The sequence below is a fragment of the Marinomonas shanghaiensis genome, assembly GCF_003259175.1.
GTDB lineage: Bacteria > Pseudomonadota > Gammaproteobacteria > Pseudomonadales > Marinomonadaceae > Marinomonas > Marinomonas shanghaiensis.
In genome coordinates this window covers 95,334-112,501 of sequence record NZ_QGOK01000003.1, presented here as the reverse complement: position 1 = coordinate 112,501, position 17,168 = coordinate 95,334, and the positions used below count along the sequence as shown (strand labels likewise).

The window sequence follows — 17,168 nt, the reverse complement described above, 5'->3', positions numbered from 1 at the left end:
CCCCTCTTCCCTTATGATCACCCAGCTTTACTTATTATCTGCACAATTAGCCTGCTTCATTGCGTCTAAACCGATTATAATTCAGCCCGTTCTGTCATTGGCCATGCCCTATGTCGATTAGCGACCAACCTATTCATTGAGTCACCCTATGAAACTCACCTTCCCGATTATTCTTGTTCTTGGCCTTTTGTCTGGGCTAACTCCCCTAGCAATTGATGCGTATCTCCCCAGTATCCCGACTATTTCCAAAAGCTTAAACACGGAGATCGGTCTCGTTCAGATGACGCTCAGTATCTACCTGCTGGTGTTTGCGTTTATGCAGATTCTATTTGGCCCTATTTCCGATGCGATCGGACGTCGTAAAGTTGTAGTGGGTGGATTAGCGATTTTTGCCGTCGGCAGTTTTTTATGCGCACTGGCGCAAAGCTATGAAATGCTGTTGGTCGGACGAGCCATTCAGGCCTTTGGTGGCGCCGCGGTTGCGGTTTGTGTTCCGGCTTTGGTGAAAGATGGTTTGTCCATTAATCAGTTCGCCAAGGCCATGTCAATGATTATGCTAGTGATGGCATTGGCGCCTTTGGCGGCACCAATCCTGGGTGGTGCAATCTTGACGGTTTTAAGTTGGCACTATATTTTTGTCCTCTTAGGTGTGTTAGCTATCGTTGCCGTTGCGCTCTTTTTACGTACCATTCCAGAAACATTACCCATTGAAAAGCGCACGCCCTTTTCTTTTTTAAACGCCATTCGAAATTACATCACCTTACTTAAAAACCGTTCGGTTATGGGTTATATCCTTGCCTCTGCTTTCTATTTTGCTGGCATGATGAGCTTTATTACAGGCTGTTCGTTTGTCTATATTGAAATTTACCATGTTGACCCAGCCCATTTTGGTTTTCTCGTAGGCCTGAATGTCATTTCCATGATGCTCGCGTCCACTATTAACAGTCGTTATGTAGAAAAATTGGGCACCGAAGTCTTGTCCAAGTACGCCATCTATATTCCGCTAATCGCTTCGATACTCATGATTACCCTTAGCTTTTTTAACCATCCACCACTTTGGTTAATCATAATCTCAAGTATGTTATTCATGGGACCGATGGGCATTTTAGGCAGCGGCTTTATGGCTGGGGCGTTGAAACATGCAGGCAATCACAATGGCAGTGTGACCGCTCTTGCAGGCACATCACGATTTGCGATGGGGGCACTCGGTGGCGCGGTTGTCAGTATTCTTCACAACGGCACCTTCATCCCCATGCTTGGCACCATTGCCACTTGCGGCATTATTGCTTTTGTCTGCTTCAAAGCCACCGTAAAATACACCAACAAGATAACGCTAACCGAGCGTTAGTACCGATTCCTATACCATAAAACCGACTCACTAAACGGAGTAACCATGCTAAGCACACAAACACTCATTGAAAAAATCAAAACCACACCTGAACAGGTTAAGTTCAAAGAAGTCATTGAAGTGATTGAGCAAGAGTACGATTTTACGCCAATGGCATTTAGCAACGGCAAACAAAAAAATGGCATCAACGAAAACAATGGCTCCTGTAAGGTTTTTTCATTTGCTTCCATTCATCAACTTAATGAAACTGAAACCTTGCATTTATTTGGCGACTTCTACCGAGTAGACGTCTTAGACAATCCAACGGGAACGGACCATCAAAACATTCGCCAATTTATTGAGAATGGCTGGTCTGGAATACACTTAGAGACATCAGCTTTAGTGAAAAAAAGCGCATAAACAAAAAGGCCGGAAGCATCCTCGCAACCGGCCAAAACGACTTATCCAGCAAAGTCGTGAACAAAGAATAAGGGGATTATTACTCTAAACCCGCTTTACGTTTACGCTGACGCCAAACCACAAGCACGGCTAACAAAAAGGCAGGGATGAAAAACCATTCTTTTGCTGGTCTGTCTGCCGCCACTTCAAATTGCGTAATTTCCCAGTCAAAATCCAACTTCTGCTGTTCTGCATAACTACCAAACAATAAATTGTCGATCAGATATTTACCCTCTTCTTCACGCAATTCAATACCAGCACCTTTGAGCAATCGGTCAACCGCATCACCTTGACCTAATAGCGGCATATGTACCGTTTTCGAGATCCAGCGACCATCTAAATTCTCACCTTCCACCGACATTCTTAGCGTGTCTAAATTAGGATGCTGATCAATGTAGCGGTACATTTCTTGGGTTGGACGCTCTTGATAGGGAGCATCGACCATATCCAGCCAAAAACCTGGACGGAAGAGCGTAAAGGCAATAAGCAACAATGCGGCACTTTCATACCATTTGCTTCGGGCTATAAAGTAGCCTTGCGTAGCGGCCGCAAAAATCAACATGGCCGCCAAGGAGACAATAAAGACCACAACCCCTTCGATAAAGGTCACATCAATCAAGAGCAAATCGGTATTAAAGATAAATAAGAACGGCAACAAAGCGGTGCGCATCGAGTAAAAAAATGCGGTAAAACCGGTTTTAATGGGATCGCCACCCGACACGGCCGCGGCGGCAAAAGAAGCCAAGCCAACAGGCGGAGTGACATCGGCCATAATGCCAAAATAAAACACAAACATATGGATGGCGATCAAAGGAACAATCAAGCCGGACTGTGCACCCAATTCAACCACGACGCTTGCCATAAGAGAAGAAACAACAATGTAGTTCGCCGTCGTTGGTAAGCCCATGCCAAGCACTAAAGAAATCAGCGCCACCATAAGCAGCATAATAATCAGCACACCACCAGACACCAATTCAACAAACTCAGCCATCACCTGACCAATGCCCGTCAAGGTAACAGTACCAACGATGATCCCCGCCGTTGCCGTTGCCACCCCAATGCCGATCATGTTACGAGCACCCGTATTTAAGCCATCAATTAAGTCAATGACACCGGATTTTGCTTGCTGTGCAATGTGGTTTTGTTGGCGAAACCAGGCTTTCAAAGGCTTCTGTGTCAGCAAAATAAACGCCATCAACATACAAGCCCAAAAGGCCGACAAACCTGGCGACTTGCGCTCAACCATTAAAAACCACACCAAAACAAGAAGCGGTACAAGGTAATACAAACCGGCTTTATATACTTCAGAGAAAATAGGCAATTTAATAATCGCCTCATCACTCGCTTCTATCTCCAAATCATCAGACTTTGAAGACACATACAACAAACCAAAATACCCCAGCACCACCAACGCCAATAACCCCACATTGGCATAGTCACCGAGTAACCACTTTACCGCCACCACGATATAATACAAAAGACCCGCGAGTATCAACATACTGGTGACAAGAATCCCTGTGCGAATCAACTGCGCAGTCCAAGTTCGCGCTGGCGTAGAACGAGGCAAACCTTGCATGTCTGCTTTCAACGCCTCTAAATGTACAATGTAAAGCAGTGCGATATACGAAATGGTGGCGGGTAAAAATGCATGCTTGACCACTTCAATGTATGAAATACCAACGTACTCCACCATCAAAAACGCCACGGCCCCCATCACAGGTGGCATAATCACACCATTCACCGAAGACGACACTTCCACCGCACCCGCTTTTTCGGCACTAAAGCCCACTTTTTTCATTAGCGGAATAGTAAAGGTGCCTGTTGTCACCACATTGGCAATAGAAGACCCCGAAATCAAACCGGTCATGGCAGAAGAAAGCACCGCGGCTTTTGCTGGACCACCACGCATGTGACCCAATAAAGAAAACGCCACTTTAATAAAATAATTGCCCGCGCCCGCTTGGTTTAACAAGGCACCGAACAAAACAAATAGGAAAACAAAGCCAGAAGACACGCCCAAAGCAATGCCGAATACCCCTTCGGTCGTAAGCCACATATGATTCATGGCTTTTTCAAAAGAAGCGCCTTTCCAGCGCAATATCTCAGGCAAAATAGCGCTGTCACCAAAAAAGACATACACCAAGAAAAATAAGGCAATCAGCATCAAGGCAGGACCAAGAGAACGTCTTGCCGCCTCTAGAGTCAACGCCAAGCCAATCGCAGAAACCACAAGGTCCATCGTCGTTGGCAAACCAGGACGTGTCGCTAGCTGATCATTAAACAAAAACAAATAGGAAGCACAAGCCGCTGCCAAAATAGCCAAAACATAATCTACCCAAGGAATATAACCTGTAGGACTTTTGCTAAAGGCAGGAAAGGCTAAAAATGCCAAAAACACAGCAAAAGCCAAATGAACAGCACGGGACTGTGTATCGTTTAAAAAACCGATGCCAAATTGTGAAGGCAACGGAGAACCTGTCCATAATTGAAACAAGGACCACAAAAGTGGTACCAAAAAAAGTAGACCAATAGAGATCTTACCCGTTGGACTGCGCTTACCGACATCGGCTTCTGCGACAAGTTCGTCTAACTTATCGGGGGAAACTGTGGTGCTTGTGTTGATCGACATACCGACTCCTAACCCACCACTTTACAGTGGCAGCGTATTGCAAAACTCAAAAAGCACCCATCGCAAGACAGGTGCTTCATTCAAACCGCATGAAACGTCATGCAACAGAATATTTACTTGATATAACCTTTTTCTTGGTAGTAACGCACAGCACCTGGGTGCAATGGCGCAACAAGGGAAGTGTGAACCATTTCAAGTGGCTCAAGGCGATCGAAGGCGGGATGTAAACGCTTAAAAGAATCTAAGTTTTCAAAAACAGATTTCGTCAGTTGATAAACCACTTCATCAGAAACGTTAGCGGACGTCACTATGGTCGCTTTAGGTCCAAATGTCGCAATATCTTGATCGTTTCCTGTGTACATTCCTGCTGGAATAATCGCTTGTGAGAAAGCGCTATTTTTTTGCATAACGGCAAGAGAAGCAGGCCCGTTCATTGGAATTAATTTGATATCACAAGTCGTGGCTGCTTCTTGAGCAACGCCATTTGGCAGACCAGAGACATAAATGGTCACATCAAACTTATCATCGCAAATACCTTGCGCTTGCTCAGACGCTTTTAACTCGGCGGCAATGGAAAAATCCGCTGTCGTCCAGCCTTTTTCTGCCATTAACAGTTCCATCATAGAGCGGTTACCTGAACCAGGGTTACCGATATTAACGCGCTTGCCAGCAAGGTCATCGAATGTCTTAATACCGGAATCCGCACGAGCCATTAGATGAATCGGTTCTGGATGCAAAGAGAATACCGAACGCAGCTCTGGAAAAGGATTCCCCTCAAACTGCCCAGTGCCTTCTAACGCGGCCGTTTGAACATCAGACTGAGCAACACCAAACTCCAATTCACCAGCGCGGATGCTGTTAACGTTGTAGCCCGAACCACCCGTCGATTCGGCAGAACAACGAATGCCATGCTCGTTACGATCTTTGTTCAACATACGGCAAATGGAACCACCTGCGGGGTAATAGACCCCTGTTACACCACCCGTGCCAATCGAAACAAACTGCGTGTCGGCCATAGACAACATAGAAGCGCCCGCTATCGCAGGTACAAACAAAGCTTTAAATAGTGTTTTTTTAATTATCATAGAATCCTCAAGCATTCCGGTATTTAAAATAATGTCATGTGACCCGTGCTCTATGGCAAGTTAAGTGCCAATTCCATAAAAACAACCTAAACCATTGATTTTTAAATAAATAGCCAGATAAAAACACATATTTACAGCGACAGTTAAATATAACTTAAGTTATAGGAAAAAAATCTTTGCAAAGAAATTGTCAGCTAAAACGCCCAAAACAAACACATTCAATACACTTAATAACAAAAGCTATGACTATAACTTTTGTTATATTGCAAAAAAATTAAAGCTCATTACTCATTCCTAATTTCCTTTTCCATGCTTTTTTTATTCAGTCCATACCGTTAGTATTCGCTTCAATAACATTAATAAAAAAGACATTTCACCCATGCTAAGCTCATTAACAATACGTACTTTGGCCTCTTTACTGTGTTTATTTTTAGGCTTGGCATCCTTATCCACTCCGCTGTCTGCAAGAGACAGCCATTCGACAGTGGCTGGAAAAAGAGTGATTTCCGTAGGGGCAGACTATAATTTTCCACCTTATGAATTTGCGGGAGTGGACGGTGAGCCCACGGGCTACACAGTTGAACTGACAAAAGCCATTGCAGAAGTGATGGGGGTTCATGTGGAAATAGAAATGGCCGATTGGCAAACCATATTTGAAGACCTGCATTCTGGTCGTTTAGATGTCCTTCAAGGCATTGCTTATTCCGATGAACGGGCTCGGAGCATTCGTTTTTCCTCCGCACATTCGATCGTAAATTACTCAATATTTGCTCGCAAAGACTCCCCCGTTATCAACGATGTCACGCAACTCAAAAATAAAGAAGTGATGATCCAAAACGCCAGCATCATGCACGAATACCTAATTGATAATAACATTCAGGCCATCATCATCCCCGTTCAAACTCACGCTGAAGCACTGCGTTTATTGGCATCAGGAAAACACGACTACGCATTAACGGCAAACTCTCCTAGCCTTTATCTAAGCAAAGAAATGCAGCTCAATAATATCCATGCCATCGCCAGCCCAATATCGGGCCAACGCTTAAGTTATGGCGCATTGCCCAAAAACGAAGACATTATCGCTCTGTTTAACGAAGGCCTAGCCATCCTCAAAAATACCGGTAAGCAACAACAAATTTACGAAAAATGGTTTGGGGCCTTAGAGCCAGCGCCTTTTCCATGGAAAAAATTAGGGCTGTACGCAGCGTCCATCATTATCGCCTTATTGCTGGCAATCAGTGTCATCGTTATCTGGAACGCGATGCTGCGTAAAGAAGTAGAAAAACGTTCTAATCAGCTAAAATCACAGCAAGAACAACTTATTCAAGCCGATAAAATGGCCTCTTTAGGCATACTTGTGTCAGGGGTGGCTCACGAAATAAACAATCCGACGGGCTTATTGATGCTCAACCTTCCCATCCTAAAAGCCGCTTGGATAGATGCGCTACCCTATTTAGCAAAACACGCCCAAAATGACCCTGATTTCTCACTGGCAGGCCTCAAATTCGATCGCTTACGTCAGGAGTTACCGTATCTACTGGACGAAATGGATCAAAGTACACTGCGAATTCGTAACATAGTAAACGACTTAAAAGATTTTGCCCGCGAAGAGCCGAATGAAATCACTCAAGAAGTTAACATAAACGACGTGGTGTCCACGGCTATTCGGTTGGTAGACACCAGCATTCGAAACGCCACCGATGACTTTGAGCTTTATGTCGATAAGCGCAATCCTATTATTATCGGCAGCGCTCAACGAGTCGAACAAGTCATGATTAACCTTATTATTAATGCTTGTGACGCCATAGAACAACGTCAAAGTAGTATTCGCGTCACAACGACGTTAAGTTTGGATGAGAAAGAAGTACTTATTGTCATCGAAGATAAAGGCAAAGGCATTGATCCTGCCAATCTTATTCGCTTAACCGACCCCTTCTTTACCACCAAGAGAGAACAAGGTGGAACCGGATTAGGGCTGTCTGTTTCTGCCGCGATTATTAACACCCATCAAGGGAAATTAGCCTTTGATTCGGAAGTAGGCAAAGGGACTTGTGTGACCGTTTCTTTCCCCGTTTATCAGCCAAATACAGCAATGGAAGGCACCTTCAGCAACACTGATATTTTTGAATTACCTAAAAAAAATAAGAGCCTTTCATGAAGCATAATCTCTACCCTCAGTTTAAGATTTTATTGGTTGATGATGAAATCGCCTTTCTTAGAAGCATGTCATTAACCCTAGAAATACAAGGCTTTAACCATTTAATGACCTGCGCTGATCCAAGCCAGATTCCTTCACTCATGGAAACGGAAGATATCGGGCTCGTTTTGCTCGACCTCACCATGCCCAAAGTGTCGGGCCAAAAAGTGTTGGCCTGGCTAAAAGAAGAATACCCCAATGTGTGTGTCATCATTATCAGCGGCGTCAATCAAGTGAATACCGCTGTCGAGTGCGTCAAACAGGGCGCCTTTGACTATTTTGTGAAAACGTCAGACCAAAACCAAATCCTAGATGGTTTAAAACGCGCCATTCGCACCCAAGAGCTCACTTTAGAAAACCAAGCGCTGCGAGCGCAAATCTTATCGAACGAACTGGAAAAGCCGGATGCCTTTGCCAACATTATTACCTCAGATCAAACCATGTGGTCTGCTTTTCGTTACATCGAGTCAATCGCTAAAACGCGCCAACCGGTTTTAATTTCTGGTGAAAGTGGTGTGGGCAAAGAGCTCATTGCCAACGTCATTCATGACCTAAGCCGTTGTCCTGGTCCACTGGTAAGCGTCAACGTGGCAGGGGTCGATGACAATGTTTTCGCAGACACCCTATTTGGACACGCTCGTGGCGCCTTTACAGGCGCCGACAAAACACGGCTAGGCCTAGTAGAAAAAGCGGCTGGAGGCACATTATTTCTGGACGAAATTGGTGATCTCAGTCTGGCCTCTCAAGTGAAACTGTTACGCCTTTTGCAAGAAGGTGAGTACTACCCTGTTGGAAGTGACAAGCCTAAAAGAATGGAAGCCAGAATCGTCGTTGCCACACATCAACAATTATCGCAGCTACAAGCGGAAGGAAAATTTCGTAAAGATTTATTTTTTCGCTTAAAAACCCATATGGTGACGATTCCACCGCTACGAGAACGGTTGGCTGACCTTCCTTTATTGATTGATCACTTTATGACATTAGCTTGCAAAGAAATGAACAAGCCAAGCTTAACGGTGCCAAAAAGCCTATCAGTTAACTTGTCTCAGTACTCTTTTCCAGGCAATGCTCGAGAGTTAAAAGCCCTGATTTACGATGCCGTAAGCCAAAGCACAACGGATGAACTAAACTGCGCGCCTTTTGAACCCTTATTCAACCGAGAAAAAGCCGTCGACCTCACGGAAAACACTCTTCTCTTTCCCCCTCATAGCCCATTGCCGACCCTGAGTAATATGGCGGACTTATTGGTTGAGGAAGCCATGAAAAGAGCAAAAAGTAATCAATCACTCGCAGCAAGAATGCTAGGCATTTCACAACCAGCGCTCAGTAAGCGGCTAAAAAACATGAAGGAAAACCACGGCAAAAACGAAAAAGACACTTGAATACCTCGCTGAATCAGTGCGATAGTCGGTGTCCTAGAGTATGAGGTGATTATGGAATTAGTGGCATTTGATCTAGACGGCACCCTATTAAATCGGCATCAGCGCCTTTCTGAATACACACTTGAAACGCTTGAGCGTTTAAAATCGGCGGGGGTTTTCTACACGATAGCGACGGGCCGAACTCGTTTTGCCGCGCTGCCATGTATCCAAGGGCATGACTTTCCTAACTGGCAAATTTTTAAAAACGGTGTCGAATGGTGGGACCCTCAGCAAAACCTTTATCGTCATCGTCACCTTCTGTCTCAAAGTCATATTTCAGAACTGCTGAGCTCTTTTGAAGAAAATCAAGTTACGCCCTTTGTTTTTTGTCTAGAAGACGATGGATCCCATCGTGTTTACCACTCCCCCTTGAGCGGCCATCTGAGCGATCACATTGCTAATGAGTTAGGGAATCACAAAAACATGAGCCTCCATCCTTTGGCTGAACTCTCACACAACGCAAAAATCACCAATATCAGCGCCATGGGACGACCAGAGTTTATTGAAAACATTGTGCAAGATACCCAAAAACACAGCCATTTAACGGCGTATTCTGGCGGTGGCATCTATAATCCAGAGGCATTCTGGTTAGATATCCATCACAGCAATGTGTGTAAAGGTTCGGCATTAATGGAACTAAAGGCAGAAATCGGTGCCCAAACAATGCTAGTCTTTGGGGATGGAGACAATGATCTCTCGATGTTTTCAGTCTCTGATGAGGCTTTTGCTACCGAGAACGCCTTGCTTCATATCAAAGATGCGGCCACGGATGTTATCGGTCATCATGACGAAGACGGTGTTGCACGTTATTTAAGAAAAAGGTATGACTTGTAGCATATCTGTTGTTTAAAGTTACCAAAAGACAACATAAATGCCTTTACCCAACGATCATTTTGAACCATGATTGTTAAAAGAATAATTAGTTTGGAGAAATGCCATGTTTGAATTTTTGTTATTCATCGTTGCCTGCGCAGCAATTGCTTTCTTGGTCGCCAATATCCAGAAACAGACAACACAGCCGAAGACAAAGCTGCAACCGATTAAAATCGAGCGTGAAGAACAACGTCGTCCAGTACCGCGCCACAGACGTCCATACTAAGTTTTTTATTCTCCATACTAACCGAGCACTCCTCAAGCCAGCCTGGGTAAAACCAGTCTGGCTTTTCTATGTGCTAATACCGTATTCCTTTAATTTGTTCGCTATCGCACTGTGGCTCATTCCCACAGCTTTCGCTAATCTTCTTGTGCTTGGAAAGCGAGGATAAAGTTGTTTGAGCAAATCCGCTTCCCATTGTTTTACCGTGACTTCCAATGAATCAGCAATCAATGTGCGATTGATCAAGTCATGACATTCCGGCAGACAAATATCATCCGCTTGCCATTCCCTGTCCTTGACGGTCAAAAATGTCTGCAAACACGTATTTTGTAACTCTTTTAAATTTCCAGGCCATGCATAAAGTGCCAACTTAACAAAAGCACTTTTTGATATGGTGGGCACGGGCTGGCGATAACGTTCCGATAAGGCCGCGACAATGTGTTGTACCAAGCCTTCCAGATCGTCCTTACGTTCTCGTAAAGAAGGCACAGACAACATCAGCGTTGCCAAAGAAAAATACAGCGATTTCTGTATTCTAGTACCATCGGCTAACTGAACTGGTGTCAAAGAGCTCAGACACACAACCCGCATACGCGCACCAAAGCTCGTGCTCTCACTTGGTTGACGTGCAAGCCAATTCCCTAACACTATTTGAACCTCATCACTCAAATACTCAACGTCCTCGATCACAAACCACCCCGAGCTTTTTTCCAACGTCGGAAGGTGATCCCTTGTCATGTCTCTAGCTGGACAAATAACCAGCTGCGCTTCAGAATCGGCTTGGCCTTTATGCCAATACTGAAACAAAGCATTGATCAAATCGCGCTTGCCTGTTCCCATTTCCCCTTGCACTAACAAAGGCTGTGGCACATCAGCAAAAGCCTTTGCTTGTTGAAGCGTTCGTCGCATGGCTTCACTTTTTGTCACCACTGGCAAAAAGTAGGTTTCTAGACGATTTTCAGCATCAGGCGCTTGTTTTAAGCTATCCGCTTGACGGTCCAAACGTGCTTTCGATTTTACGTAAATCACCGTTCCTGCAGGATTGGCCATACCATCGTCATCACTGACAAAGATCGGCTTCATTTCAAGCAACAGGGTTTTATTGCGAATGCGTATTCGCTTGCTTGTGCCTTCTTTCGGATTCGCCCAAGTCTCTTTAGAAAAATACATACCTTTTATAAAGTGCTGTAGCGGTTTATGCAGCAACTGCGCAATAGGTACCTGAAGATCTTCCGCCGCCAACTCTGTCGCCATGGTGATATGGCCTTTTAAATCAACCGATATCACACCATCTGGCAAGGCCTCAAGCAAGGTATAAAGCGCGTTGTGCTCTCTTTCAGAGGGTGTAAACATAACGGTTTTAACGTCTTCTACGCTGTCTAAACGACGAATATCCGCCAATAACCGCTGTAACTTTGCGAAAGGGATATCGGAAAAACCACAATAAATACAGCGGCGCTTGGTATCGACTTCGACCAAGCGCATGTCAATTTGATGAGGAATAAACAGATCAAGGGCTTCACGCACCATGCCGATTCTGTCTTCGCACTGAATTTCTAATCTCATGGTCTTTCTAATCTCATGGTCTTTCTCTTACTGCAAAGCGAAGCATTATTTTTCCTTTGAGCTACTTTTCTTTTGAACTACTTTTCTTTTGAACTTAACAGCAGCAAATTTTGTTGGGGGGCAAACGTTTCATATAGTGGCAATACCGCGGCCCCTAAAACGCCTGCCGTATGACCTGTTTGCGCAACACGAATGGAGGGCAATGGCAGCATACTCTGGGACATCAGAGACTGTTCAATACAAGCGATTAAAGCCACAAGCACTGGCGCTGGGAGACGCCCGCCAATCAGAATCGCTTCTGGATCATACAAGGCAATAACAGAGACCAAAGCCGGTGTCACTTCAAACGCAACCTCTTCTGCCCATTGATCAATAAGACGAGTGTATTGCGTGTCTTGCCAGGCCACTGGCGTAGCTGGCCAGACGGCTTGTTTTTCCATAAAAAAACGCCGCAACGAAGACAACGATAAGGCTTCAAGAATCCACTTGCCATGCTTTCCCGTGGCGGAAGGAATTAAGCCAAAGCTACCAGCTTTCCCATTTGCACCAAAATAGCATTCGCTATTGGCGACAAAGCTGCCACCACAAGCCGTACTGACAAACAGATAAAAAAAGTGTCGTTGCGGGATCACCGACGCCAGTAACAATTCGCTGGTAGCCGCAGCCACCGCATCGTTTTCACAAAAACACGCCAATCCCGTCCATTGCGCCAACCAAGATTCAAACGCATCCGACTGCCAATAAGCCAATGCTTCTTTTAACCTATCAAGATCGGCCCGTTGGTCTGTATCGGTCACCAAGGTTTCAAGCCAAGAGTCCATATAATCAGGCCTTGCCAACCCAATCCCCTGCACCTTTTGCCAATCAGGCCCTAAGGTCGTCTTTACTTCTTCAATCAGATCTTGAGCAATGTTTTTCGCAAGCATTTCGGTTGGAAAAGACACCATCCGCTCTAACAACAAAATACAACGACCACTAAAGTCCAGCAGCGCCGCACTGATATGATCACGATCAACATTAATGCCTAACCCGTAAGCGCCTTTTTCATTAATGCTTAACTTCACTGAAGGCTGACCGCGACGGCCTTTTACCTTGCCACCAATCTGCAATAACTGGCGCTCTAACAGAGACGAGGTGATAACCGAAATAGTTTGAGCGCTCAATCCCGTTCTCTGGGCAATACTCACACGAGATATCTCAGGATGCTGGCGCACCAAATGCAAAATAATGCGTTCATTATAGACCCGGCTTTGTTCTGAGGTACTACCAGACGATTTCATATAATCCACTCTCATTTTGAGCTCGCAAACGAACATCCTCTCAGCTCATCGCTGGCATTTAATAAATCTAATTGATTTAATCACATAACTCATTAAGATGAGAAGTCAGCAATCGCTCTTATAAACAACTTAAACAACAATAAAAAGGCTAGCATTATACAGCCAAAGCAAAGGACAACGTCATGCCTTCTTTTCCAGAGTTTAGCTCAATTGCTTTTTTACAAGACCACATCCAGTCGACTATGGGTTTCTATCACCCAAACTGTATTGATCCTAAGGGTGGTTTTTTTCATTTTTTCAAAGACAATGGTGACATTTACGATGCCGATACCCGTCATCTCGTTAGCAGTACACGTTTTGTCTTTAACTACGCCAAAGCCTATCAAGCTGAAGGCAAACAGGCTTATTTAGACGCCACTCGTCATGGACTTGAATATTTGCGTGGGCGCCATCGTCGTGAAAATGGCGGCTACGTTTGGCTGCTCAGCAAAGACCAAAACCTAGATGAAACGAACCACTGTTACGGTTTTGCTTTTGTGATGCTGGCTTATGCGACCGCTTACAAAGCTGGCGTAACAGAAGCCAAGCCGTGGATTGAGGAAACCTTCAATACCATGGAAGAACATTTTTGGGAAGCTCAATTCGGTTTATACAAAGATGAAATATCCAGCGATTGGCAGAACGTGTCGCCATACCGTGGACAAAATGCCAACATGCACAGTTGTGAAGCACTTCTTGCAGCGTTTGATGCAACACAAGAAAGCCGCTATTTAGAACGCGCTACCCTACTCGCGAAACACATCTGCCAACGCCAAGCCGCGTTAGCAGGCGGCGACATCTGGGAACACTATACAACGGATTGGCAGGTGGACTGGGATTACAATAAAGACAACCCAAAACACTTATTCCGCCCGTGGGGATTTCAACCCGGCCACCAAACAGAATGGGCCAAACTCCTACTGTTAATACATCAGCGTTCACCGCTTGATTGGCTTATTCCTACCGCACAAACACTCTTTAATAGCGCATGGCAAAAATCTTGGGACCACGGCAACGGTGGCTTGTGTTATGGCTATGATCCCGAAGGTAACATTTGTGATGGGGATAAATACTTTTGGGTTCAAGCGGAATCGTTTGCCGCCGCCGCTATGCTCGCGATCCTAACCAAAGAAACACACTACTGGGATAAATATCAGCAACTGTGGCAATACAGCTGGTCGCACATGATTGATCATCAATACGGTGCTTGGTTTCGAATTCTAACCCGAGACAACCAATCCTATGACGACTGCAAGAGCCCAGCCGGAAAAACCGACTACCACACCATGGGCGCGTGTTATGAAGTCATAGACCAGCTTACCAAGGCAAGATAATCGCCCTTACTCGCTCGATAGCAATCACTCTGAGACCCTTGCACCATGTCTGGAGCAAAGGTCTCATTCTATTTAAGGACAAAATACAGTATCATGCAGCCCCTACGTCAGTGGACATGAGTCTTTTCCCTTATGCAGTTAGACAAAATAGATCTAAACTTACTTCGATATTTGGACTCCTTACTTCGGGAGCAAAATGTCACCCACGCCGCCAATCAGCTGGGCATTACGCAACCCGCAATGAGCAACGGTCTACGACGTTTAAGAGATCTATTCCACGACCCACTTCTCGTCAGAACCAGCGACGGCATGATGCCCACCGCCCTCGCCATACAACTACAGCCTCGCGTACAAAGCATCCTCCAAGCGGTCGATGAAGTATTGCATCTTGGGCAAAGCTTTGAAGCAGAGTCAAGTTCTAGGGTGTTTCGCATCATGGCCAGCGACTACGCGGAAGCCACTCTGATTCCACCACTGATGAAAAAACTACAAGAAGAAGCCCCCAGTGTCATATTGGACGTGATGAACCCAAGCGATGTCAGCTTTCACGATGTGGAAAAGGGCAAGGTAGATTTGGTGATCAATCGCTTCGACACCCTGCCACAATCCTTTCATCAAAAGTCCGTCTGGGTTGACCATTTCTCTTGTTTGGTTCCCGCCAATTCCGACATCGCCAAAAACTTTTCCCTAGAAACCTACCTTGCTTCACCCCATGTATGGGTCAGTAAAACAGGCTTTGGCGTCGGTGTTGGTATTCAACCAGAAGAAGTGCAAAAGCTGGGTTGGGTCGATGGCACCTTGGCAGACTTAGGTTTTAAACGCAATATCCGCCTGTTTACACGCAATTATAATGTCGCCATGCGTGCTACGGAACAGTTAGGGTTGATTGCTACGTTACCGTCATTGGCCACCCGCCTGATGAAGGGCAATCAAAGTGTTGTTGTACTGCCGCCCCCGTTTGACATTCCACCAGTAGAATTAAAAATGCTGTGGAGCCCATTATTACAACATGATCCCGGTCATATCTGGCTGCGCTCGACCATTGCGGGCTGCGCTCGAACCATCGCAGAAAACAATAATTTATAAAACAATACGCAGAAACCAAAAAACGAGCCTGATGCTCGTTTTTTGTTTATGACCACCAGCATCCCACTACATATTATTCAACTGCTGTAGCGATTCCTCTGCACTGGACACGGTTCTTTTCAGATCCGTAATATGCCCATCTTCTATGCTGTAACACCAACCATGAACATGCAGTTCTTGACCGATCTTCCATGCGTTTTGGACGATGCTGCTCTGGCATACGTTCGCCACTTGCTCTACCACGTTCAACTCACACATACGATCAAAACGCGCATGTTCATTTTCTATGCCGTCTAGCTCTTCACGGTGCAACCGATAGACATCTTTGATATGACGCAACCAGTTATCTATCATGCCATGTTCTTCTGTTCCCATGGCCGCTTTAATGCCACCGCAACCATAGTGACCCACCACCATAATGTGTTTTACTTTTAACACATCCACAGCAAACTGAATAACAGACAAACAGTTTAAGTCCGTATGCACCACAACGTTGGCGATATTACGATGAACAAAGACTTCACCAGGCAAAAGATCAACAATCTGATTGGCAGGCACCCGACTGTCTGCACAGCCAATCCAAAGGTATTCGGGTTTTTGCTGTTTCGATAAAGTAGAAAAGAACTCTGGGTCCTCCGCCGTAACCTTAGCCGCCCACTCTCTATTTTTATTGAACAGTTCATCTAAATGACTAGACATTATTCACATCCCTTATTTTCTTTCGATACCAACGAAGCTTAATGTCCGCTGTAAGTGTAATCGTATTAAGCAAAGCCACCGCTTCACGACCTTCATAAGAGGCTTTGTGAATATGAGGGGTCATGCTCAACAATTGCTGTATTTGTGCTTGAGAGTCTAGCTCAAAAGAGAAGGTTTCTGACTGCTCTGATAGCAACTCAAAGTCAACCAATCCTGCGGCAAAGGTGGGTTTATACTCATGAATAGACGGATAAAGTATTTTGCGCAACTCAATCAAGTGATTAGCACCGGATTCCACCAGTAACAAAACACCGTCGTCACTTAATACCCGAGAGAATTCTGTAAAAACCGGAAAACCAAACAAACATATCACGGCATCAAAACGCTGCTCTGGCATTGGCAAACTGGCATTACTCGCCACTAACCAACTGACATTTTTATCGGCTTTACTCGCCGCGGTGATAGCCCATTTGGAAATGTCCAACCCCATCCGCTCAATATCGACATGCCAGTCCGCTAAGATACGCCCTATTTCGCTGAGGTAATAGCCCTCGCCACAGCCCGCATCAAGCACACGAACGCCAGAACGCAAATGCCCCTGTGGCCAAGTCGATAAAATAGCCTGAACAATAGGAAAATAATGCTGTTGCTTTAAAAAAGCATGCCGTGCTGCGACCATTTCTTTACTGTCGCCAGGGTCTTTAGAACGTTTATTTTGTACGGGGAGAAGGTTCACATAGCCCGTTTTGGCCAGATCATAAGTGTGTCCGTGTTGACAAATCAAGCTGCGCTCACGTCGTTGTAGCGGTGCTAAGTCTATCGGACAAGAAAGGTTTTCAAGCGTCGACACAATGTACCCATGGTTGATTAATTTGTGCGGTAAAGAGAAGGATAACCTATTAGCAAGAGGCAGAACACGAAAAAACGCCCTGCCATAATGCTTTCTTATT

At 45.2% G+C, this 17,168-nt stretch carries 14 protein-coding genes; 8 read left to right on the top strand and 6 right to left on the bottom strand.

Features of this window, described 5'->3' with window-relative positions; genetic code table 11:
- Positions 1–148 precede the first annotated feature (148 nt).
- Both DKT73_RS00830 and DKT73_RS00825 read left to right on the top strand, forming a co-directional pair.
- The gene (locus DKT73_RS00830; RefSeq protein ID WP_111636716.1) at positions 149–1,348 is read left to right on the top strand and encodes a Bcr/CflA family multidrug efflux MFS transporter; all 1,200 of its coding nucleotides are present in this window, start codon (positions 149–151) and stop codon (positions 1,346–1,348) included.
- Between the two features lie 45 nt (positions 1,349–1,393).
- Positions 1,394–1,747 carry a HopJ type III effector protein gene (locus DKT73_RS00825; RefSeq protein ID WP_111636715.1) on the top strand — a complete coding sequence of 118 codons (354 nt, stop codon included), beginning with the start codon at positions 1,394–1,396 and terminating at the stop codon, positions 1,745–1,747.
- Positions 1,748–1,826: 79 nt separating this feature from the next.
- On the opposite strand, the gene DKT73_RS00820 is transcribed toward DKT73_RS00825, so the two are convergent.
- Both DKT73_RS00820 and DKT73_RS00815 read right to left on the bottom strand, forming a co-directional pair.
- A complete protein-coding gene (locus DKT73_RS00820) occupies positions 1,827–4,415 on the bottom strand; it encodes a TRAP transporter permease (RefSeq protein ID WP_111636714.1) in 2,589 nt (862 codons plus the stop codon).
- Positions 4,416–4,528: 113 nt separating this feature from the next.
- Complete coding sequence (locus DKT73_RS00815; RefSeq protein WP_111637162.1) at positions 4,529–5,500, bottom strand: TAXI family TRAP transporter solute-binding subunit; 972 nt, start codon at positions 5,498–5,500, stop codon at positions 4,529–4,531.
- 379 nt (positions 5,501–5,879) lie between these two features.
- On the opposite strand from DKT73_RS00815, the gene DKT73_RS00810 reads away from it, so the two are divergent.
- The 4 genes from DKT73_RS00810 to DKT73_RS19995 all read left to right on the top strand — a co-directional run bounded on the left by DKT73_RS00810 (position 5,880) and on the right by DKT73_RS19995 (position 10,217).
- The gene (locus DKT73_RS00810; protein ID WP_111636713.1) at positions 5,880–7,658 is read left to right on the top strand and encodes a transporter substrate-binding domain-containing protein; all 1,779 of its coding nucleotides are present in this window, start codon (positions 5,880–5,882) and stop codon (positions 7,656–7,658) included.
- Positions 7,655–9,079, top strand: coding sequence for a sigma-54-dependent transcriptional regulator (locus tag DKT73_RS00805; RefSeq protein WP_111636712.1), 1,425 nt, complete (start codon positions 7,655–7,657; stop codon positions 9,077–9,079). The genes DKT73_RS00810 and DKT73_RS00805 overlap by 4 nt, the downstream gene beginning before the upstream one ends.
- 51 nt (positions 9,080–9,130) lie before the next feature.
- Positions 9,131–9,952, top strand: a complete 822-nt coding sequence (locus DKT73_RS00800) for an HAD-IIB family hydrolase (RefSeq protein WP_111607724.1) — start codon at positions 9,131–9,133, stop codon at positions 9,950–9,952.
- A 103-nt stretch (positions 9,953–10,055) separates the two neighbouring features.
- Positions 10,056–10,217: a hypothetical protein gene (locus DKT73_RS19995; RefSeq protein ID WP_157959137.1), complete on the top strand. Its 162-nt coding sequence runs from the start codon at positions 10,056–10,058 to the stop codon at positions 10,215–10,217.
- A gap of 66 nt (positions 10,218–10,283) precedes the next feature.
- Here DKT73_RS19995 and DKT73_RS00795 read toward each other — a convergent pair whose 3' ends face one another.
- Positions 10,284–11,780: a TyrR/PhhR family helix-turn-helix DNA-binding protein gene (locus DKT73_RS00795; protein WP_111636711.1), complete on the bottom strand. Its 1,497-nt coding sequence runs from the start codon at positions 11,778–11,780 to the stop codon at positions 10,284–10,286.
- Positions 11,781–11,857: 77 nt separating this feature from the next.
- Positions 11,858–13,060 (bottom strand): ROK family transcriptional regulator, encoded by a 1,203-nt coding sequence (locus DKT73_RS00790; RefSeq protein WP_111636710.1) that lies wholly within the window; start codon positions 13,058–13,060, stop codon positions 11,858–11,860.
- Between the two features lie 182 nt (positions 13,061–13,242).
- On the opposite strand from DKT73_RS00790, the gene DKT73_RS00785 reads away from it, so the two are divergent.
- Entirely contained in the window at positions 13,243–14,433 is a 1,191-nt protein-coding gene (locus DKT73_RS00785) for an AGE family epimerase/isomerase (protein ID WP_111636709.1), read from the top strand.
- Between the two features lie 132 nt (positions 14,434–14,565).
- Positions 14,566–15,519: a LysR family transcriptional regulator gene (locus tag DKT73_RS00780; RefSeq protein WP_111636708.1), complete on the top strand. Its 954-nt coding sequence runs from the start codon at positions 14,566–14,568 to the stop codon at positions 15,517–15,519.
- A 66-nt stretch (positions 15,520–15,585) separates the two neighbouring features.
- Here DKT73_RS00780 and can read toward each other — a convergent pair whose 3' ends face one another.
- Both can and DKT73_RS00770 read right to left on the bottom strand, forming a co-directional pair.
- A complete protein-coding gene (can, locus tag DKT73_RS00775) occupies positions 15,586–16,218 on the bottom strand; it encodes a carbonate dehydratase (protein WP_111636707.1) in 633 nt (210 codons plus the stop codon).
- Positions 16,211–17,068 (bottom strand): putative RNA methyltransferase, encoded by an 858-nt coding sequence (locus DKT73_RS00770; RefSeq protein ID WP_111636706.1) that lies wholly within the window; start codon positions 17,066–17,068, stop codon positions 16,211–16,213. The genes can and DKT73_RS00770 overlap by 8 nt, the downstream gene beginning before the upstream one ends.
- Positions 17,069–17,168 lie beyond the last annotated feature (100 nt).